This window comes from Pedobacter sp. AW31-3R, from assembly GCF_052180285.1.
In the GTDB taxonomy this organism is placed as follows: Bacteria; Bacteroidota; Bacteroidia; order Sphingobacteriales; family Sphingobacteriaceae; genus Pedobacter.
Genome location: NZ_CP197475.1, coordinates 1,764,736 through 1,782,791 on the forward strand (window position 1 = coordinate 1,764,736; position 18,056 = coordinate 1,782,791).

The following is an 18,056-nucleotide window of genomic DNA, read 5'->3' on the forward strand; positions in this document are numbered from 1 at the left end:
GATTTAAAAAAACAATAGTTAAGATATAATACAGTTATGAAAAGAACATTCCAACCTTCGCAAAGAAAGAGAAGAAACAAACACGGCTTCCGCGAAAGAATGGCTACAGCAAACGGTAGAAGAGTATTAGCTTCTCGCCGCGCAAAAGGAAGAAAGAAATTATCAGTTTCTGACGAACGTCGTCACAAAGCATAATTTTGGTTGCAGCACATTAAGTGTTAGCAGATCTATTCTGCAAAATTGCGATCAAAACATGAAAACATTCCATAAAGAAGAACGGTTATGCAGCAGGAAGTCTTTAGATCTCCTCTTCAAAAACGGTTCTTCTTTTTTATTATATCCTTTCCGCGTTTCTTTTTTAGTGGTAACTGCCGAAAATAATTTCCCTGTACAGGTGGTGGTCAACGTTTCTAAAAAACGTTTCAAACGTGCACATGATAGAAATTTAATCAAACGCAGGACGAGGGAGGCCTACCGGATGCTGAAAGATGCTGTCCTCTATCCGCCTCTCCAACAGAAGGAGGGCTTGTTACTGCTTTCCCTTCAGTTTGTTGGAAAAGAGCACTACGAGTATACCTTTTTTGAAAAGAAACTACAGGCCGCACTGAAAAAGTTAATCCTTAACATGGACGCCAATGAAACTCCTTAAGAACGCTATCGGATGGATATTTATGGCCCTGATTAAACTGTATCAATGGCTTTTATCACCAATGTTGGGGGCAAATTGCCGTTTTACGCCTACCTGTTCCCAGTATGGGATGGAAGCGATTAAAAAGCATGGCCCCTTTAAAGGCGGATGGCTTACCCTGAAAAGGATTGGAAGATGTCATCCCTGGGGTGAACATGGACATGATCCCGTACCATAAATTTTAAAGAACTATATTTGCGGCAATGGTCACAATACTCCAAATTGAAACGGCTACACAAGTGTGTTCGGCCGCACTTTCTGTAGATGGTCAAACTATCGCGTTAAAAGAGCTTATCGCTCAGAATATTCATGCTGGCAGCCTTACTTTATTTATACAGGAAGTGATGGCTACCGCAGGTATATCTTACCAGGACCTTGATGCTATTGCAGTGAGTAAAGGCCCGGGTTCTTACACTGGGCTTAGGATCGGTGTTTCTACGGCAAAGGGTTTGTGCTTTGCGCTCGATAAACCATTGATTGCTATAGATACCCTAAAGATGATGGCTGCGGGATTTCAGCGTGCACAGCAGCATAACCAGGGGATGATCTGCCCCATGATAGACGCGAGGAGAATGGAAGTTTTCACCGCTTTGTACCATCCTGATTTAAGCCCTGCTTTACCGGTTACAGCGAAAATTATCGACGAAGCTTCCTATCAGGAAGAATTGGCTGCGAATGGGATTACATTTATCGGAGATGGGGCGGCAAAATGCCGGACGGCCATCGTGTCTGCCAATGCTGTGTTTGATGAGACGAATTACAATTCTGCCGCAAATATGAGCGAACTGGCATTTGAGGCATTTAACAACCACCAAATTGAGGACCTGGCTTACTTTGAACCTTATTACCTGAAAGATTTCGTGATCACTGCAGCAAAGAAAAAAGTGTAATTACCGGAAATTTATTTCTTCTTGAAAATCCCGAATAGCTTGCTGAAGAAACTGGTTTCTTTATCGTTTTCAAGGCCTGGCATGTAACTCGAGTTTTGCGGATGTTCTACGGTATAGCCGAATTTAATCCCCAGTCCCATATAAAATGATGCCCCTGCTGTATTTTTCTGTACGGAGCTCTTCAGAAGCGTTGCCGTTCGCAGCAGGTTGTCTGTCCCCATAAAAAATTCGAAGTTAGGTGTCTGGTACATTCCCTGTGCACCCAGCATCCCGAATCCATTCAGGTTGTAAGTGGGGGAGAGGGCTACTGAAAACTCATTGTATTTAAAATTATTCACGAGTACCACATCGCCACCTTTGTAAAACAGGTTTTTTGAAACGATGAAATTGGGCGTGTAAAAGCCATATTTCCTGGAGATCAGAAATTCTGCCTTTGCATTGGTGGCCGTATAGAAACTTTCTGGCTGATCTGCATCTTTCAGTACCCTGTAAAGCTTATCCTTCAGCTCAGTTTGCGTATCCGGATTTAAATTGTCCAGCGTAATCACATCGTTTACATACATGGAATGGGTAGATTTATTCCACTTGATAAATCCGAGGTCTTTGATATTTCCCATCATGAAAAAGCCGGACTTTGAGGTATATGTCGTACCTAAACCAACGGATAAACCTGGATTTTTAAATGTTGGCATGAACAATTTTGAATTCACCTCCTCTTTGTCCAGGATGTTGGTCCGGTAAAGTGCGGCAAGGCCAATCTGTACCTCACCGGTAAATGGGTTTTCTCCGATTTCGGATCCCCCGATCTCTACCCTGTTATAGGTGACACCACTCAGCAGGCTCAGTTTTGCACCGAAGGCTAACCTTTTGTTGTAGTTCTCCCGGTAATTGATGCTGAACTGGTGATAGGTCTGAACATCTCCGATTCCATTGAACAGACCCGGTGCCGAGCCTACTAACCTGTTGTAATCATCAAACGCAACCAGGGTTTCATTGGTATAATCTGCCCTTGCATCTGTACGTACCTGCCAGGAAAATCCGAGTTCTTTATGATATTTGTAGGATTTGAAAATTCTGAAGGTGAGTAAATAGATATTTGAATTTTGAATAACCGTATTGCGGTCCTGGTTTCCGACAGGAATACCAGAGGTATTAAAAGTACCGTCCCCATCAAGTAACCTTTTCAAGGTGGAATTTGCATCTCCTTTATTCGCTGCAGCGATATTGAAATAGGGAAGCAGGAAATTAGAGGCATATTGCCGGGAAGAATCGAGTACGAATGCTCTTTGCGCAGGATTTTCAAAGGCATCAAACAAGGTTCTGGTGTTAAAAAGTCCGTATTGTTGCGCTTTAAGCTGTGTAACTGCAATTAAGAGAAAAATGAGGAGGAAGTATCTTTTAGCCATAAAAACAAAACTTGCCTAAAGATGCTGATTTTTAGACAGGAATTGTGCCAGTTAATTGTTAAAACACTTAAAGTTAACCTGTTTTTAACAGTTTTTGTGGGAATGGAGTGAAAATATGGGACTGTTGTTGTTATTTAGTTGCCGGTGAATCTGTATGGCTAGCCTCAGTACTATCTGGAATGGTATTGATCAATAAGTTGCTCTGGAATATGCCTTTGTCGCCACTCAATTGATAAACCACTGCATCAAAATGGCCAAAACCATTTTTTGTTGTGAAATACCTGAAATAATTGGTGTAAAAAGTATTAAGGATGAGGTTGGAAGAATTCTTGTTATTGACGTAGAAAGTAATATTGCTGTTGTCTGAAATCTGATTATACAGGTTGCTGTAACCACTGGTATTGATCAACAGTTTATTGTTTCGGTAGTGATTTAAAAATACCTGTAAGGTGGCAGGATAATTGGCAAATACCATGTAATTGTCTATGATGGTATAATAAGGTTTCCTGAATTTCCTGAAAGGCTCACCAAAGTAACAATAAAGAAGGTCGGGCTCTTTCAGTAAATTGATTTCCTCATTGTAAGGGGTACTGATATCCAGTAGCAGCTGATCCAGTTTATCCCCATTGCTGAGCTGTATTGCCCCCAGTTTCTCTGCTGTGCTTAGCTGGAAGGTGATCAGCTGGTTTTTGAAATACCTGGGAAATACCTTGTCAAGATCCAGGTGGTATTTCTGGTTAGTGCTGCTGACTGTTTTTTTAACCGTTTCACTTTTGTTGTTTGACACAAACCAGTTGTCGAGTGAAGTTTTCCAGGAAGCATATTCCGGAATGGAAAAAAGGCTGAAGTTTGCCGTATTTTCTGGAAGAATATTGTCGATGACGTTTTTTTGAGGTTTAAGGCTGGTGAATAACTGAAAGTAGTTTTTACTGTCGTTGACCTTACAGCTGCCATTAAAGAATATCCGCTCTTTGCTGAAATTATAACTCAGGGCTGCGAAGGAATGCTGGTGGTCTAATATCGAGAGTTCACCCGTAGGGCCATTTGGGGAAATCACTTTGAGCAATTCCGGAAACCTGTTATAGTCGATATATAAATTGGCAAGACTGTTCTTATTGAATTTATCACCGCTTTTGATATAGGCTGCAAAATCATCATCCTGATCCAGTTCTGGTGTGGCGATGGCTAATAAAACAGGTTTTTCAGCACTGGAAAGGGCGAGTAACTTATCTTTTATCCCAATAAAGAAGGTCGTGCTGTCATTTAAGGTCAGTTTCAGCAGTGGCCCTATCGTATCTGTTTTTATTTTATTTTCTTTCAGTATCCCCAGCAATATTTCTTTGTCCGCTTTATTGCCGAGTTGTGTCGTGATGAGGTAATCGTATTCCCTTTTTTCAGCAGGTAAGAAACCAATGAATATGGCGTTGCCGTTTAAAGAAGTAGTGATGGCACTTTTTGAAAGAAACTGTGTCCTGAGGGTATTCAGTTCCCTGGATTTCTTTTCTCCGATCAACCGCTGGAAATGGTCCTGTCCACTCAGTATGTTGATGATATCCTGGTCATTACGCATGCAGAAAATAAGGCCGGAACTATTTGTTGCAGCACGCAGACTGGCATCGTTGGTGGTGTACTGGCTGGATAAATTTGAAAAATATAAATAGACCATTGCCACCATGGCTATCAGTAACGCAAACAGGGTGATATAGATTTTTTTCATCATATATTTTGGTAAAATTACTTTTAATAGTTGGATTAAACGTAAATGAAATCCCTATTTCTTAATAAGTTTGCTAATTTTGCTAACCGGAGAAAAGCGGATTTTTATATGAACAGAAGAATAATTTTAACAGCTTCTTTATTTGGAGGTTTGGCAGTCATCCTCGGTGCTTTTGGTGCACACGGCCTGAAAAACCTGATCTCAGCAGATGCCATAACGATCTGGGCCAAAGGAGTGGAATACCAGTTTTATCACACTTTTGCTTTATTATTCCTGTCTACTTTCGCCAGGTTCAGGACCAAGCTGGTAGACATCGCCTATTACTGTTTTACCCTTGGCGTGGTCTTTTTTTCTGGATCACTGTATTTATTGGCAACAAGAGAAGTGCTGGAACTGGGTTTTGTTAATTTTATAGGGCCTGTTACGCCTATCGGGGGACTCTTCTTTGTGACAGGATGGATTTTTCTTTTTCTTGCCGCCTTAAAAAACAGATAAATGCAGACGAATGATATTGATTTTGTAGAGCTGGATACCTTGTTCATCGAGGTGATACTTCCATTATCTCTGGCAAAGAACTATATCTACCGCATACCTTTTCATCTGAATGAACATATTGCTGTAGGCAAAAGGGTAATTGTACAGTTTGGCAAGAATAAAATCTATACGGCACTGGTCAAAAGTATCAGCTCAATCGCACCGGAGCACTACCAGGCAAAATATATTATTGATGTGGTGGATGAATATCCGGTGGTCAATACCCTGCAACTGCAGTTCTGGGACTGGATGACCAACTATTACCTCTGTAATGAAGGGGATGTGATGTCTGCAGCCTTACCTGCCGGACTAAAGCTGGCCAGTGAAACGATCATTATCCTTCGTGAGGATGCTGACCTTGATGTCCATATCACGGATAAAGAGGCGATACTCATCACGGCCATGCAAAAGCATCCGCGGCTGACCATCGATCATATTTCCAAGCTGCTGGGCCAGAAAACGGTATTCCCCATCATCAGGTCACTGATGGAAAAGGAAATTATCCATATCGCTGAGGAGGTGGTGGAGAAATACAAACCGCTCCTGAAATCGTACCTCAGCCTGAAGCCATTCTATAAAGAAGAAGGAAATTTCAGGCAGCTTTTTGAGGTACTTGAACGTGCGCCAAAACAACTGGATGCCTTACTCACCTATATTAAACTTTCCAAGACAGGAGCAGAAGTTTCCAAACAGCAGCTGCTGGAAGAAAGCAGTTGCGGACCTGGGGCACTGAAAGCACTGCTCGATAAGGAGATCTTCAGTTTACAGAAAAAAGCCGTGAGCAGGCTCAATGATGAAACAGATGATCTTATCCTGAATTTCCAGCTGAGTGAAGCACAACTCGCAGCTTTACAGCAGATACAGACAGCGTTTAAGACGAAAGATGTCGTATTGCTGCATGGGGTGACGGCATCGGGTAAAACACAGGTATATATCAAATTAATTGAGGAGGCTATTGCTGCCGGGGGACAAGTATTGTTTTTGTTGCCGGAGATAGCCCTGACGACTCAGATTGTCGAGCGGATCAAGCGTTATTTCGGAGATGCCATAGGAGTGTACCATTCCAAATTTAATGACAATGAACGCGTAGAGATCTGGAATAAAGTCCTTAAAGGACAATATAAAATTGTTCTTGGCGCAAGGTCGGCGGTTTTCCTGCCATTTAAAGCATTAAAACTCATTGTGGTGGATGAAGAGCATGAATCTTCCTATAAACAGAATGAACCGGCTCCGAGATACCAGGCCAGGGATGCTGCGGTATACCTGTCACATTTGCACCAGGCTAAAATTGTGCTGGGTTCAGCAACGCCTTCCATTGAAAGCTATTACAATGCGTTGAACCATAAATATGGACTGGTTACCCTGACAGAGAGATTCGGCGGGGTAGAATTGCCCTTACAGCAGGTGGTGAGCATTTCTGAGGAGACGAAGAAGAAAAAAATGGTTTCCTATTTTTCCAGTGTGCTGATTGATGATATACAGGATACGCTGGATAAAAAGGAACAGGTCATCCTGTTCCAGAACCGCAGGGGATATGCCACGATCATGATCTGTAAAACCTGTGGTTTCGCACCCAAATGTGTCAATTGCGATGTCAGCCTAACTTTCCATAAAAGCAGCGGGAAATTGCATTGCCATTACTGTGGTTACCATGAGAGCAGCATGAAAATCTGTCCTGCCTGTGGTTCTGTCCATGTGGAGCAGAAAGGATTCGGAACAGAAAGAATAGAAGAGGAGCTTAGCCTTATTTTTCCCGATGTAAAAATGGCAAGGCTGGATGTGGACAGCACCAGGACAAAAAATAGCCTGCAAAAGATCATTACTGAATTCCAGGAAAAGAAAACCCAGATTTTAATCGGTACCCAGATGGTGGCCAAGGGACTCGACTTTGATAATGTGACCCTGATTGGTGTCATCAATGCAGATACCCTGCTCAATTTTCCTGATTTCAGGGCTTTTGAGCGAAGCTACCAGCTATTGGCACAGGTGGCAGGCCGCGCAGGCAGAAGATCGCAGCAGGGCAAGGTTTGTATACAGGCTTATGATGATAACCACCGGATCATCAAGCAGGTCGTGGATAACAACTATCTCGAAATGTACAATGACGAAATTGCTGAACGCCAGCAGTTCCATTTTCCCCCTTTTACCCGGTTAATATTTATCAATGTTAAACATAAAGATGCAAACGTACTCAACGCCGCTGCCGCCAGGTTTGCTGAAATGCTGAAAGTAAGCCTGGGGAACCGCGTCCTGGGACCGGAACAGCCCCTGGTTTCCAGGATCAGGAATTACTATATCAAGCAGATAATCATCAAATCTGATAAAAGTACCGCAATACAAAAGGTGAAGTCGGTACTGAAACAGACCATCACCGATTTTAACGGGGAAAGCATGTTTAAGGGCATTGTGATGCAGATTGATGTAGATCCGTACTAAGGAATCCTATAGGGGCTTGATTTAGTGTGGGTTAACACCTCTCCTGAATATTACATGAATTTAGGCCTTGATTTTACGTCAAAAGGATTATTTTTGAGATTGGATGGCATATAAATTTGTAGACAATTACCGGGAGCAGGGAGCCAGGAAAAAGCTGGTTGAACACCTTAGGTCAAGAGGTATTGCCGACAGGCGTGTTTTAAATGCCATAGGCAAAATACCGAGACACTTCTTTTTCGATGAAACCTTCTGGGCCCAGGCATATAAAGATATTGCTTTTCCTATCGGAGATGGGCAGACCATTTCCCAGCCTTATACGGTAGCTTACCAAAGTGAGCTTTTGCACATCAGTAAGGGGGACAAGGTGTTGGAAATTGGCACGGGATCAGGATATCAGACCTGCGTGTTAATGGAACTGGGGGCTGAAGTCTATACCATCGAACGTCAGGAAAGTATTTACAAACATACCATCCGGGTGTTGCCGGGAATGGGTTATCCTGCGCATTTTTTCTTTGGTGATGGTTCTATGGGAATTGCCGGCCATGCCCCCTACAATAAAATCATTGTGACAGCAGGTGCACCATTTGTTCCTGATGTTTTACTCAAACAGCTGAAGATTGGCGGCATCCTGGTGATCCCGGTTGGGAATGAACACTCCCAGGTCATGGTCACCGTGATCCGGATCAGTGAAACAGAATATGATAAGATTGAACTGGATACCTTCAGATTTGTACCCCTGGTAGGTGATCAGGCCTGGTAAGGCCTGAATCATCAGGTATTAAGATTTCATTGCCCTATCCATCTCACGTTTTGACTCCCGGTCTTTGATGCTGTCCCTTTTGTCAAAATCCTTTTTACCCTGTGCAAGGGCAATCTCAATTTTAGCAAATCCCCTGTCATTTGTAAAAATCCGGAGTGGAACAATGGTATATCCCTTTTCCTCACTTTTTACTTTGAGTTTTTTCATTTCCTTTTTGTGCAGGAGCAATACCCTGTCCCGTTTGATGTCATGGTGGTGAAATGAACTGTGGCTGTACTCTGAGATATGTAGGTTTCTAACGTATAATATATTGCCGATGAACATGCAGAAAGCATCAGACATATTTGCTTTTCCTTGTCTGATTGCCTTGATTTCTGTGCCCAGTAGTGCCAGTCCCGCATCATATTTTTCAACGATATGGTAGTCGAAATACGCTCTTTTATTTTTGATCTGAATGTCGTTTTTCATAGAATCCGCTAATATAAGATTTATCTGACCACTAATACAGGAATGTTTACTTTATGTCTTACCGATTCCACGGTGGTGCCGAAGATTAAATCTTTTAGACCTTTATGTCCATGGGCACCCATTACCAGCAGTTCCAGTTCATTTTTCCTGGTGATCTCTGCAATTTCCCGTGCTGAACTCCCGAAGCCGATATGTGGAATGGCTTTATAACCCAGTTCCTCCAGATTTGCACAGTACTTTTTGAGGTTGTCAGCATCACTTTGTGTTTCATGGTCAAGGGTCGCTTTTCCATGGTACCGTGCTGCGGCGGTCTCCACCACATGGATCAAATGGTATTGTGCACTTTTTCCGCCCTGAATAATGGCATGATGAATGGTATTCCGGTCATTTTTGGAGAAGTCGACCGATATGCCGATGCGCTTATATTTGATCTTCTCCATGTTCTCTATGTTGATGGCATTCCCATGGGGGACATTATTGGCCGCACCGCGTCTTGCGCTGAATATCGGGTAGAGGAGGATATACAACAACAATAATCCGATAAGGATGGCCAGGGGAATGACCAGTACATAGATGTACCAGCTGTGTGAGGCGGCCGACCAGCTGGCAATTTCTTCCGTCACCAGCTTGATATTGAGGATGACAATTACCCCGGCACTCAGCCAGGCAAGGATTTTTACCCATAATTTGATGGCAAATTCTTTCATTTCCTTTTTATCGGAAGTGATGTGGATGAGGGGAATCACTGCAAAACCCAGCTGTAAACTCAATACCACCTGACTGAGGATCAGCAATCCGCTCAATGCATCGTCACCAAAATAAAGTATGGTGAAAAATGCAGGGATGATGGCAAGCAAACGTGTAATCAACCGCCTTAGCCAGGGCTGTATCCTGAGATTCAGGTGGCCTTCCATTACAATCTGTCCTGCCAGGGTTCCGGTAACGGTGGAACTTTGTCCGGCAGCGATCAATGCTATGGCAAAGAGGGTTGGGGCTACTCCTCCAAATATATTTTCGAGTAATTTATACGCATCCTGTATTTCTGCGACTTCATGCAGGCCATTTTTATAAAATGCTGCGGCTGCAAGAATAAGGATAGCGGCATTGACAAAAAAAGCCAGGTTAAGGGCAACTGCGGTGTCAATGAAATTAAATTTTATGGCCTCTCTGATTCCTTTCTGGTCCCTTTCGAATTTCCTGGTCTGCACCAGGGAAGAATGCAGGTACAGGTTATGCGGCATCACCGTCGCACCGATGATCCCAATGGCGATATACAATGCTTCTCCCGATAACAGAGAAGGTTCGAGTCCTTTGACCACTTCTTTTATGGCGGGTTCTACAATAAACATTTCTACCAGGAAGGAGAGGCCGACGATAAATACCATGGAAACAATAAATGCTTCCATTTTTCGCATTCCTTTGTTCATGAGGAAGAGGAGGATCACGGTATCAAAAATGGTGATACTGATTCCCCAGATTAAGGGAAGGTCGAACAACAGGTTCAAACCTATCGCCATCCCAATAATTTCAGCAAGATCACAGGCCACGATAGCCGTTTGGGCAAGGACAAACAGCGGAAGGTTAACCCATTTCGGATACGTATTCCTGGATGCCTGTGCCAGGTCAAGTCCGCGCACAATCCCCAGCCTTGCACTCAATGACTGCAACAGTAAGGCAATCAGGTTCGACATCAGCAAAATCCATAACAGCTGATAGCCGAACTTGCTGCCTCCTGCAAGGTCCGTGGCCCAGTTGCCGGGATCCATATAACCTACACTGACCAGGTAGGCGGGACCAATAAAAGAAAGGATCCGCTTCCATCCAGTGCGTTTACTGGTATCTACACTTTCATGTACTTCGCTTAATGATTCCGATTTCTTCATTACTTTCGTTTGCTTGTTTGATGATAAAAATATTCCTGTAAGCCGGGGCTATCGCCCTATAGCTTAACCAGAATATGTTGTGCTACTGCTTTACTGATATGGATGGTTTGATGGTCAACGGCGAGTTCAATAGAGCCGTCAAAATCTGTAATGTCTTTCACTTCCAGGGAGATGCCAATGGTCAGCCCCAGTTTTTCCAGGTGTTTCAAAAAGGCCGATGAATGCTCTGTTACGCCAATAATTACCCCTTTACTTCCCTTTTTGAGCTGTTGTACATGGATATTTACAGCAGGTTCAAAAATCCCTTCCTTATCTGGGATCGGATCCCCATGGGGATCCCGTTTCGGGAAATCAAGATAATCTTCCAGCCGGTCGATCAGTACAGTGGAATTGACATGTTCCAGTTCTTCCGCCAACTCATGGACTTCATCCCATTTAAACCTGAGTTTTTCTACTAAAAATACTTCCCAGAGCCTGTGTTTTCTGATAATATTCACAGCTGCGGCATTACCTGTCTCCGTTAAAGTTACACCCTGATACTTAATGTAATGAACCAGTTCTTTATCCGACAATTTCTTCAGCATATCCGTTACCGATGCAGCCCTGGTCTGCATTTTTTCTGCTATGGCATTCGTTTGCACGGTATTAGCATTATTTTTCGATAGATGGTAGATGACCTTGAGGTAGTTCTCTTCAGTATATGTTTGCATTTATGTAAATCTAATTATAAATTTAGATATATCTAAATTTATGACCATAAAATAATCCGTAATTTTGTTGTCGATTTTTAGAATTTTATTTGGTAAATAATCTATTCTTATTCTACCTTTGGATATAAGAAATAGAAAATGGCAGCAGATTTAGATAAGATCGATTTTAAAATACTTAAGCTTCTCCAGGAGAATGGCAGGATTACCAATTTACTGTTATCACAAGAGATTGGGTTATCGCCGGCGCCAACATTAGAAAGAGTCAGGAAGCTGGAAATGTCAGGCTTCATCAAGAGCTATCATGCCCTTGTAGATGAGGAAAAATTGGGTTTAGGCATTAAGACCTTTATCCAGGTACAGCTTGATTTTCATAAGAACAATACCATCCAGATTTTTCTGGATGAAGTCAACGTAATCAAGGAAATTACGGAATGCCACCATGTGACTGGACAGGCCGACTTCTTATTAAAGGTATATGTAAGTGATATTAAAGCTTATGAGCGTTTAATCATGGACAAAATCAGCAAGATCAGCGTGGTCAAGACCTTCCAGACCATGATGATTATGTCCACGACCAAGAAAGAACCTATCGTACCACTGGAATACTAAAGCATAAAAAGCCTGTCATTAGCTGATTTGCCAATTGACAGGCTTTTTTCCATGGGCTACCAATATACTATTGGTCTTTGAAAAAGGCTTGCTTCCAAAAAAGCCATTATAGGCGGAAAAAGGGGAGGGGTGAGCCGATTTGATGATGGTATGTTTCTGCTCATCAATTAAGATGGCTTTGTTCTGCGCAAAGCGTCCCCAAAGTAAAAACACCAATCCTTCCTTTTGTTTGGAAAGCTGGCTGATGGCCTGATCTGTAAAGGCTTCCCATCCTTTACCCTGGTGTGAGCCTGGTTCATGGGCCCTGACTGTAAGTGTAGCATTCAATAACAATACCCCTTCATCTGCCCATTGGGTAAGGTTGCCATGAGAAGGAATCTGGAACCCTTCCATATCATCTGCCAGCTCCTTGTATATATTTTTCAGCGAAGGCGGAACAGTTACCCCTTTTTGTACGGAAAAGGAAAGTCCGTGGGCCTGTCCCACGCCATGGTAAGGATCCTGGCCTAAAATCACGACCTCCACCTGATCAAAAGGCGTATGGTTGAAGGCATTGAAGATATCTGCCCCTTTTGGGAATATGGTTTTTCCGGATTCCTTTTCCTGCAATAAAAAGGACTTCAGGTTTTTCATATAGTCCTTTTCAAATTCTTCCTGTAGTACATTTAACCATCCTGGTTCCAGTGCTGCCGACATATTTTTCTTATTTATTTGGGGATAAAATTTCTATCATATCTTCTTCCAGTGTAGTCAGCGGGCTTTCTACTATACGTCCCACTTCCTCATAAAGGTGTGTTTTACCAGGGCTGTCCTGGACAGCAAGATGAACCATTCCTTCTTCAGCAGGACGCATGAAAATGAAAGTCGGGATTCTCATCACCTTCAGTTCTTCAGTGCGGCCATGTTCATCCCTTTTCATCCTGTCTACACACACCAGTTCTATATTTTCCTCTTCCATTCCTGCTGCATCTAGTATCCTGTAAAAATGGGGAACCTGCAATTTGCAGTCGCCGCACCAGGTTCCCAGTACCATAATTACCTTCGTGTTTTTCAGCAGCGGTCTCAATTGCTCTATTGCAGCTGCATCAGTTTGATACGAGGGATATCCGCTTTCATAGTCCTCTTTCATTTCTGAAAACAGACCAACGCCGGTACGTGTACAATTGTTTGGCATAAAATATAATTATTCAGTTTCTTAGGTCTCTTTATACGGTAAAGGCAACAAATATTATTATTTTAAATCTACTTTTTGGTATTTAAAGACGATATTTGCAAAAAATAAATTAAAGATAGATATGCCAAACATCGTAAGACTTATCGTAGGATTTGTAATATTGGGCGCTGCGATAGCACTCATGATTTTCAGTTTTTGGGGCTGGGGAATATTGGCTGTATTTATAAGTATCTTAATCTTTGTTACCTTTTTCTACAATGAAAACATGCTGCTTGCGCAGTGGTTTTTAAGAAAAGATGATATGCCGAAAGCAGAATCGTTTTTGAAGAGAATCACGAACTATGAAACGCAGTTGTTAAGGGGGCAACATGGTTATTACAACTTATTGATCGGTCTGATTGAGTCGAGGAAATCACCTATGCAATCAGAGAAATACTTCAAGAAAGCATTATCCCTGGGAATGGTCATGGACCATAACATTGCATTGGCTAAATTAAGTTTAGCAGGGATAGCAATGGGAAAACGGAATAAAAGGGAAGCTCAGATGTACCTTACAGAGGCTAAGAAAGCCGATAAAAACAAATTACTTGCAGATCAGATCAAACAAATGAAAGATCAGCTTGGAATGCTGGATAAACAGCAACAGGTAAGATACAGATAGGAGATATACAGATCAAAAAATAAAAAAAGCCACCATTACGTGGCTTCTTTTATTTATCGGTTAACAGGTCAAAGTTTTCGTTTCTGTCAGCTTTTCTGCTAATAATATCATCTTCAAAAACGTCTTTGTTTCTGCTGAAAAATAATTGTTCAGTCTGAATTCTTTTAATCAGCTGACGGATCAATGACAAGTCAAAAGCATCTTTGCTTAGTTTTATGCAATATTCGTTATCAGTTATTTCGAGGATTGAGTTTGTCATAACATTTACAATTTAAGTATATGCTAATATAGAAAAGGCCTGCCATATATTTGTATGGCAGGCCTTTAAGTTTTCGTTATCTCTATGTTAAGTGACGAATGTCCAGTGTTAAGAGAACCACGCGGTGACTTCTTCTTTCGAAGGCATCACGAGGTCAAGTTTCAATTTCTTGCGCATTCCACCCAGGTCATTGAATACTTTATTTGCATTGGCAGCTGCAAGGTCCTCAAGGGTATTGAATCCCATTTTCCTGATGACAGGAACCCATTCTGCAGGGATACCGGCATTCACAAAATCTTCATCGGACGTTACTTTGGCTTTTTTCTCCGGTCTCATCTGCGGGAAGAACAATACTTCCTGGATGGTAGACTGGTTAGTCATCAGCATCACCAGCCGGTCGATACCGAAACCTAAACCTGATGTAGGTGGCATTCCATATTCCAGGGCGCGGATAAAATCATCATCCATGGCCATGGCCTCATCATCACCGCGGGCAGCAAGTTTCAGCTGATCTTCAAAACGTTCTTTCTGATCGATCGGATCATTTAATTCAGAATAGGCGTTGGCAATCTCTTTACCATTGACAAATAATTCGAACCTTTCTACCAGTCCTTCTTTACTGCGGTGTTTCTTAGCCAGTGGTGTCATTTCCAGCGGATAGTCAGTAATGTATGTTGGTTGAATCAGGTTCGCTTCTACTTTTTCACTGAACAGCTCGTCTATTAATTTTCCACGGCCCATGCTTGGGTTAGTTTCGATGTCCAGGTCCTTACAGGTCGCCAGTAATTGTTCTTCCGTCATGCCGGATACATCGATACCTGTATATTTCTGGATCGATTCATACATCGTCAGTTTTTCATAAGGGCCTGCGAAGTTGATTTCATGTGCTCCTACTTTTACTACCGGTGATCCATGGATAGCCATGGCTACTTTTTCCAGGCATTCTTCCACCATGCCCATCATCCAGATATAATCTTTATAGGCTACATAGATCTCCATTGCCGTATATTCCGGGTTATGGGTACGGTCCATCCCTTCATTCCTGAACATCTTTCCGAACTCATATACGCCGTCAAAACCGGCAACGATCAACCTTTTCAGGTACAACTCATTGGCTATCCTCAGGAATAAGGGCATATCCAGGGTATTGTGGTAGGTTTCAAACGGACGTGCAGCTGCACCACCATGGATACTCTGCAGGATAGGCGTTTCTACTTCCATCCAGCCCTGCTGATCGAAATAGGACCGCATGGTATTGATCACCTTAGAGCGGTTGATGAAAATCTGTTTGAAGCCCGGATTTACAGTTAAATCCACATAACGCTGTCTGTATCTTAATTCAGGATCAGTAAAACCATCATAAATATTTCCTTCCTCATCACGTTTCACTACCGGCAATGGTTTCAGGGATTTGGAAAGCAGTGTGAATTCGGTCACATGGACAGATATTTCACCGGTCTGTGTGGTAAATACATACCCTTTAATCCCGATAAAGTCACCCAGGTCGAGCAGCTTTTTGAACACGGTATTGTAAAGTGTCTTATCTTCACCAGGGCACAGTTCATCCCTTTTCAGGTAAACCTGTACACGTCCTGTTGCATCCTGGATTTCCACGAATGCCGCGCTGCCCATGATACGGCGGGTCATGATCCTTCCTGCAAGACTAATGTGCTGGTAAGCGTCCTTATTGCCTTCGTAATTCTTTAAAATGTCTGCCGCATTGGCATTGATCTCATAACCTTCAGCAGGGTAGGGATCAATACCCAATTCACGTAATTGAGTAAGCGCATTCCTGCGCAATATTTCTTGTTCTGATAGTCCTGTACTCATAAATGTATATTCAAAAACGGGCAGGCTGAATTTCTTCTTTAAGCCTGCCACTGCAAAAATAGTAAAATGGATGGTGTTTTAGCAGAAAGTTCTAATCTGCTTCGACTGATTCTTTATACATCTCGTTAATGCTTTCCGCATATTTCTTTTCGACCACCTTACGCTTGATCTTAAGGGTAGGGGTGATCTCTCCCTCATCCATGTTAAAAGGATTCCTTTTAATCTTGAAGTTCTTGATCCGCTCAAACTTGGAGAGCTCAGTAGAATATTTACGGATGTCCTGCTTAATCCAGTCTACAATCTCCGGATCAGCAATAAAAAGGTCAGGTTCTAAAAAGAATTCTTCGCTTAGGTTGAATTTCTCCTGCATGGTTTCCCGGTTCGGGATAACGATAGCGGTGAGGTATTCCCTTTTGTCACCAATGAGGAACAACTGCTCGATCTTCATGCTCTTTAGGTAGACGTTTTCTACAGGGGTAGGATATACGTTTTTACCATAGGCATTCACGATCATGTTTTTTAACCGGTCGGTGATCTGGAGATTGCCTTTGTAGAACCTCCCAATATCACCGGTATGGAACCAGTTGTGTTTATCGATGGCTTCCGCAGTCTCGGCAGGTTTATTGAAATATCCCTGCATGACACAGTGTCCGCGAACCACGATTTCTCCTTCCGCACATTCAAAATCTTCATGAAAAGATTCATGGGTCTGGATGTTGATCATTTCTTTCGTTTCCACATCCTGTATGCCGATTTCAATACCCGGAATTACCCTTCCGACCGTACCGTATACCTGCCTGTCGAATTCTGTAACCGACATCACAGGCGAAGTTTCCGTTAGTCCGAAACCTTCCAGTATTTTTATACCCAGGTTGCCAAAGAATTCACCTACGGTTTTAGGCAGGGCGGCACCACCGGAAATCATGAATTTCAATCGTCCACCGGTTTTTTCCTTGATCTTGCTGAACACCAGTTTTTCGGCAATGAGTTTTTCGGCAGACAGCACGAGTCCGGCGTTTTTACCGGCTTCTTTCTGTTGTCTGTACAATTGCCCGGTGGTCAGTGCCCAGGTAAAAATCTTTGCTTTCAGGCCACCTTCGGCGGTTCCGCTTTTAATGGCCTTATCGTGGATGCGTTCCAGCAAACGGGGTACGCAGTTCATGACGGTTGGGCGTATCTCCCCCATATTTTTCGCCAGCAGTTCCAGGCTTTGTGCAAATGCGATTTTACACCCCTGTGCACAGCAGACATGGTAAGTCGCCGTCCGCTCAAAAACATGCGACAAGGGAAGGAAGGACAAAAATGTTTCTGTCTCATCAATCACCGGGATCTGGTCCAGGCATACCCTTACATTCTCCACAAAGTTACCATGGGAAAGCATGACTCCTTTCGGTGTTCCTGTTGTTCCAGAGGTATAGACCAGGGAAGAGGTGTCTGATGGGCCTAAAGCCTGGCGGATGGCGGTGATCTCCGGCTGATAATCAGGTGTAATTGCTTTGCCATGGGCCAGGACGTCCTCAAAGCTGAGTATGCTTGCCCTCAGGTCTGCCGGAACAGCAATTTTTGTATATTCTGCAAAAGCAGGAATAAGGTACTGCAGCTGTTTGCAGTTATCTGCGATTTTAAGGATCTTTTTATATAAAAAGGTATTCCCTATCAGGATGGCCTTCATCCCGGAATCATTGATGATATATTCAACCTCCTGTTCGGAGAGAGTGGGATAGATGGATACATTGATGGCACCGATCTGCTGGATCCCCTGATCGTAAAATACATACTCCGGACTGTTTTCTATGATCAGTCCCAGTCTGTCGCCTTTCAGGATTCCTTTTTCCAGGAAAAAAGCAGCGATAGCGTCCGCACAATCAAGTGTTTGTTTAAACGAGATATTCTCCCAGTCTGCAGTCTTTTTATGTATAATAAAGGTGTCTTCAGGCTGATGGATATTTTCCACCACGTTTCTTAAGAGGGACGGGACAGTAGAAAATTCGTTAAATGATACCATGTGAATAAGTTTGGGGGAGCAATAAT

General features: G+C 42.8%; 19 protein-coding genes. 9 read left to right on the forward strand and 10 right to left on the reverse strand.

Features of this window, described 5'->3' with window-relative positions; translation table 11 throughout:
* Positions 1-36 precede the first annotated feature (36 nt).
* Genes rpmH through tsaB form a run of 4 tightly spaced genes read left to right on the forward strand, consistent with a single transcriptional unit; the run spans position 37 to position 1,578 of the window.
* Positions 37-195, forward strand: coding sequence for a 50S ribosomal protein L34 (rpmH, locus tag ACSBL2_RS07200; protein ID WP_008241331.1), 159 nt, complete (start codon positions 37-39; stop codon positions 193-195).
* A 58-nt stretch (positions 196-253) separates the two neighbouring features.
* A complete protein-coding gene (locus ACSBL2_RS07205) occupies positions 254-649 on the forward strand; it encodes a ribonuclease P protein component (RefSeq protein WP_442591003.1) in 396 nt (131 codons plus the stop codon).
* Positions 636-866, forward strand: a complete 231-nt coding sequence (gene yidD / locus ACSBL2_RS07210) for a membrane protein insertion efficiency factor YidD (protein WP_442591004.1) — start codon at positions 636-638, stop codon at positions 864-866. The genes ACSBL2_RS07205 and yidD overlap by 14 nt, the downstream gene beginning before the upstream one ends.
* A gap of 25 nt (positions 867-891) precedes the next feature.
* The gene (tsaB, locus tag ACSBL2_RS07215; RefSeq protein WP_442591005.1) at positions 892-1,578 is read left to right on the forward strand and encodes a tRNA (adenosine(37)-N6)-threonylcarbamoyltransferase complex dimerization subunit type 1 TsaB; all 687 of its coding nucleotides are present in this window, start codon (positions 892-894) and stop codon (positions 1,576-1,578) included.
* 11 nt (positions 1,579-1,589) lie between these two features.
* Here the strand turns inward: tsaB and ACSBL2_RS07220 are convergent, their stop codons facing one another.
* Positions 1,590-2,984 (reverse strand): DUF5723 family protein, encoded by a 1,395-nt coding sequence (locus ACSBL2_RS07220; protein WP_442591006.1) that lies wholly within the window; start codon positions 2,982-2,984, stop codon positions 1,590-1,592.
* Between the two features lie 130 nt (positions 2,985-3,114).
* Positions 3,115-4,704: a hypothetical protein gene (locus tag ACSBL2_RS07225; protein WP_442591007.1), complete on the reverse strand. Its 1,590-nt coding sequence runs from the start codon at positions 4,702-4,704 to the stop codon at positions 3,115-3,117.
* A 105-nt stretch (positions 4,705-4,809) separates the two neighbouring features.
* Between ACSBL2_RS07225 and ACSBL2_RS07230 the strand changes: the two genes are divergently transcribed.
* The 3 genes from ACSBL2_RS07230 to ACSBL2_RS07240 all read left to right on the forward strand — a co-directional run bounded on the left by ACSBL2_RS07230 (position 4,810) and on the right by ACSBL2_RS07240 (position 8,431).
* Complete coding sequence (locus ACSBL2_RS07230; RefSeq protein WP_442591008.1) at positions 4,810-5,196, forward strand: DUF423 domain-containing protein; 387 nt, start codon at positions 4,810-4,812, stop codon at positions 5,194-5,196.
* A complete protein-coding gene (priA, locus tag ACSBL2_RS07235) occupies positions 5,197-7,671 on the forward strand; it encodes a replication restart helicase PriA (RefSeq protein WP_442591009.1) in 2,475 nt (824 codons plus the stop codon).
* A gap of 103 nt (positions 7,672-7,774) precedes the next feature.
* Positions 7,775-8,431: a protein-L-isoaspartate(D-aspartate) O-methyltransferase gene (locus ACSBL2_RS07240; RefSeq protein WP_442591010.1), complete on the forward strand. Its 657-nt coding sequence runs from the start codon at positions 7,775-7,777 to the stop codon at positions 8,429-8,431.
* An 18-nt stretch (positions 8,432-8,449) separates the two neighbouring features.
* On the opposite strand, the gene smpB is transcribed toward ACSBL2_RS07240, so the two are convergent.
* Genes smpB through ACSBL2_RS07255 form a run of 3 tightly spaced genes read right to left on the reverse strand, consistent with a single transcriptional unit; the run spans position 8,450 to position 11,492 of the window.
* The gene (smpB, locus tag ACSBL2_RS07245) at positions 8,450-8,899 is read right to left on the reverse strand and encodes an SsrA-binding protein SmpB (protein ID WP_442591011.1); all 450 of its coding nucleotides are present in this window, start codon (positions 8,897-8,899) and stop codon (positions 8,450-8,452) included.
* A 20-nt stretch (positions 8,900-8,919) separates the two neighbouring features.
* Complete coding sequence (locus ACSBL2_RS07250) at positions 8,920-10,782, reverse strand: Nramp family divalent metal transporter (protein ID WP_442591012.1); 1,863 nt, start codon at positions 10,780-10,782, stop codon at positions 8,920-8,922.
* A 56-nt stretch (positions 10,783-10,838) separates the two neighbouring features.
* On the reverse strand, positions 10,839-11,492 hold the full coding sequence (locus tag ACSBL2_RS07255; protein ID WP_442591013.1) for a metal-dependent transcriptional regulator: 654 nt from the start codon (positions 11,490-11,492) through the stop codon (positions 10,839-10,841).
* A gap of 138 nt (positions 11,493-11,630) precedes the next feature.
* Here ACSBL2_RS07255 and ACSBL2_RS07260 point away from each other — a divergent pair, with 138 nt between their 5' ends.
* Positions 11,631-12,101 carry an Lrp/AsnC family transcriptional regulator gene (locus tag ACSBL2_RS07260; RefSeq protein WP_442591014.1) on the forward strand — a complete coding sequence of 157 codons (471 nt, stop codon included), beginning with the start codon at positions 11,631-11,633 and terminating at the stop codon, positions 12,099-12,101.
* 18 nt (positions 12,102-12,119) lie between these two features.
* Here ACSBL2_RS07260 and ung read toward each other — a convergent pair whose 3' ends face one another.
* Both ung and ACSBL2_RS07270 read right to left on the reverse strand, forming a co-directional pair.
* Complete coding sequence (gene ung, locus ACSBL2_RS07265; RefSeq protein ID WP_442591015.1) at positions 12,120-12,797, reverse strand: uracil-DNA glycosylase; 678 nt, start codon at positions 12,795-12,797, stop codon at positions 12,120-12,122.
* A gap of 7 nt (positions 12,798-12,804) precedes the next feature.
* Entirely contained in the window at positions 12,805-13,275 is a 471-nt protein-coding gene (locus tag ACSBL2_RS07270) for a thioredoxin family protein (RefSeq protein ID WP_442591016.1), read from the reverse strand.
* 121 nt (positions 13,276-13,396) lie between these two features.
* On the opposite strand from ACSBL2_RS07270, the gene ACSBL2_RS07275 reads away from it, so the two are divergent.
* Complete coding sequence (locus ACSBL2_RS07275; protein ID WP_442591017.1) at positions 13,397-13,936, forward strand: DUF2892 domain-containing protein; 540 nt, start codon at positions 13,397-13,399, stop codon at positions 13,934-13,936.
* Positions 13,937-13,985: 49 nt separating this feature from the next.
* On the opposite strand, the gene ACSBL2_RS07280 is transcribed toward ACSBL2_RS07275, so the two are convergent.
* The 3 genes from ACSBL2_RS07280 to ACSBL2_RS07290 all read right to left on the reverse strand — a co-directional run bounded on the left by ACSBL2_RS07280 (position 13,986) and on the right by ACSBL2_RS07290 (position 18,030).
* Positions 13,986-14,195 (reverse strand): hypothetical protein, encoded by a 210-nt coding sequence (locus ACSBL2_RS07280; RefSeq protein WP_442591018.1) that lies wholly within the window; start codon positions 14,193-14,195, stop codon positions 13,986-13,988.
* A 108-nt stretch (positions 14,196-14,303) separates the two neighbouring features.
* Positions 14,304-16,025 (reverse strand): lysine--tRNA ligase, encoded by a 1,722-nt coding sequence (gene lysS, locus ACSBL2_RS07285; protein WP_442591019.1) that lies wholly within the window; start codon positions 16,023-16,025, stop codon positions 14,304-14,306.
* A gap of 91 nt (positions 16,026-16,116) precedes the next feature.
* Positions 16,117-18,030, reverse strand: coding sequence for an AMP-dependent synthetase/ligase (locus ACSBL2_RS07290; RefSeq protein ID WP_442591020.1), 1,914 nt, complete (start codon positions 18,028-18,030; stop codon positions 16,117-16,119).
* Positions 18,031-18,056 lie beyond the last annotated feature (26 nt).

Excerpts from the sequence above, each read along its gene's own strand:
- ACSBL2_RS07230 (WP_442591008.1), top strand. The coding sequence starts at position 4,810 with ATGAACAGAAGAATAATTTTAACAGCTTCTTTATTTGGAGGTTTGGCA.
- lysS (WP_442591019.1), bottom strand. The coding sequence starts at position 16,025 with ATGAGTACAGGACTATCAGAACAAGAAATATTGCGCAGGAATGCGCTT.
- tsaB (WP_442591005.1), top strand. The coding sequence starts at position 892 with ATGGTCACAATACTCCAAATTGAAACGGCTACACAAGTGTGTTCGGCC.
- ACSBL2_RS07225 (WP_442591007.1), bottom strand. The coding sequence starts at position 4,704 with ATGATGAAAAAAATCTATATCACCCTGTTTGCGTTACTGATAGCCATG.
- ACSBL2_RS07275 (WP_442591017.1), top strand. The coding sequence starts at position 13,397 with ATGCCAAACATCGTAAGACTTATCGTAGGATTTGTAATATTGGGCGCT.
- ACSBL2_RS07255 (WP_442591013.1), bottom strand. The coding sequence starts at position 11,492 with ATGCAAACATATACTGAAGAGAACTACCTCAAGGTCATCTACCATCTA.
- ACSBL2_RS07240 (WP_442591010.1), top strand. The coding sequence starts at position 7,775 with ATGGCATATAAATTTGTAGACAATTACCGGGAGCAGGGAGCCAGGAAA.
- ACSBL2_RS07250 (WP_442591012.1), bottom strand. The coding sequence starts at position 10,782 with ATGAAGAAATCGGAATCATTAAGCGAAGTACATGAAAGTGTAGATACC.
- ACSBL2_RS07270 (WP_442591016.1), bottom strand. The coding sequence starts at position 13,275 with ATGCCAAACAATTGTACACGTACCGGCGTTGGTCTGTTTTCAGAAATG.
- ACSBL2_RS07260 (WP_442591014.1), top strand. The coding sequence starts at position 11,631 with ATGGCAGCAGATTTAGATAAGATCGATTTTAAAATACTTAAGCTTCTC.
- ACSBL2_RS07205 (WP_442591003.1), top strand. The coding sequence starts at position 254 with ATGAAAACATTCCATAAAGAAGAACGGTTATGCAGCAGGAAGTCTTTA.
- yidD (WP_442591004.1), top strand. The coding sequence starts at position 636 with ATGAAACTCCTTAAGAACGCTATCGGATGGATATTTATGGCCCTGATT.
- ACSBL2_RS07220 (WP_442591006.1), bottom strand. The coding sequence starts at position 2,984 with ATGGCTAAAAGATACTTCCTCCTCATTTTTCTCTTAATTGCAGTTACA.
- smpB (WP_442591011.1), bottom strand. The coding sequence starts at position 8,899 with ATGAAAAACGACATTCAGATCAAAAATAAAAGAGCGTATTTCGACTAC.
- ACSBL2_RS07280 (WP_442591018.1), bottom strand. The coding sequence starts at position 14,195 with ATGACAAACTCAATCCTCGAAATAACTGATAACGAATATTGCATAAAA.
- ung (WP_442591015.1), bottom strand. The coding sequence starts at position 12,797 with ATGTCGGCAGCACTGGAACCAGGATGGTTAAATGTACTACAGGAAGAA.
- rpmH (WP_008241331.1), top strand. The coding sequence starts at position 37 with ATGAAAAGAACATTCCAACCTTCGCAAAGAAAGAGAAGAAACAAACAC.
- ACSBL2_RS07290 (WP_442591020.1), bottom strand. The coding sequence starts at position 18,030 with ATGGTATCATTTAACGAATTTTCTACTGTCCCGTCCCTCTTAAGAAAC.
- priA (WP_442591009.1), top strand. The coding sequence starts at position 5,197 with ATGCAGACGAATGATATTGATTTTGTAGAGCTGGATACCTTGTTCATC.